The sequence below is a fragment of the Corallococcus sp. AB049A genome (genome assembly GCF_003668885.1).
Classification (GTDB): Bacteria; Myxococcota; Myxococcia; order Myxococcales; family Myxococcaceae; genus Corallococcus; species Corallococcus interemptor.
On record NZ_RAWL01001092.1, the window covers coordinates 1 to 449 of the forward strand.

Consider the following 449-nt stretch of genomic DNA (forward strand, 5'->3'; position numbering starts at 1 on the left):
CAACCCTACCCGTTCTTTCTCGCCTCACCACTGGAAGGCGATCCTGCCGAACGCCTCGGCTCCATCGAAGATTGGCTGCTGGAATGGAAGTGGGATGGCATCCGCCTGCAGCTGCTGCGCCGGCGCGGCGAGGTCGCATTGTGGTCACGCGGCGAAGAGCGGCTGGATGGTCGCTTCCCCGAAATCGAACAGGCGGCGATGGCGCTTCCCGATGGCTGCGTGCTGGACGGAGAGCTGCTGGCCTGGGACGAAGCCACGGACCTGCCGCGTGCATTCACCGCGCTGCAGACCCGCATCCAGCGCCGCAAGCCCGGTGCGGCTACCCTGCGCAACACGCCGGTGCGCGTGCTCGCCTATGACCTGCTGGAACACGATGGCGCGGACCTGCGTGAGTTGCCGTTGCGGGAACGGCGTGCACGGCTTGCCGACGTCGTCGGTGCCCTGGGTGA

At 67.5% G+C, this 449-nt stretch carries 1 pseudogene; it reads left to right on the forward strand.

Annotation, left to right across the window (positions count from 1 at the left end):
- Positions 1–449 (forward strand): annotated as a pseudogene (locus tag D7X55_RS46415) (ATP-dependent DNA ligase); the annotation flags it as partial.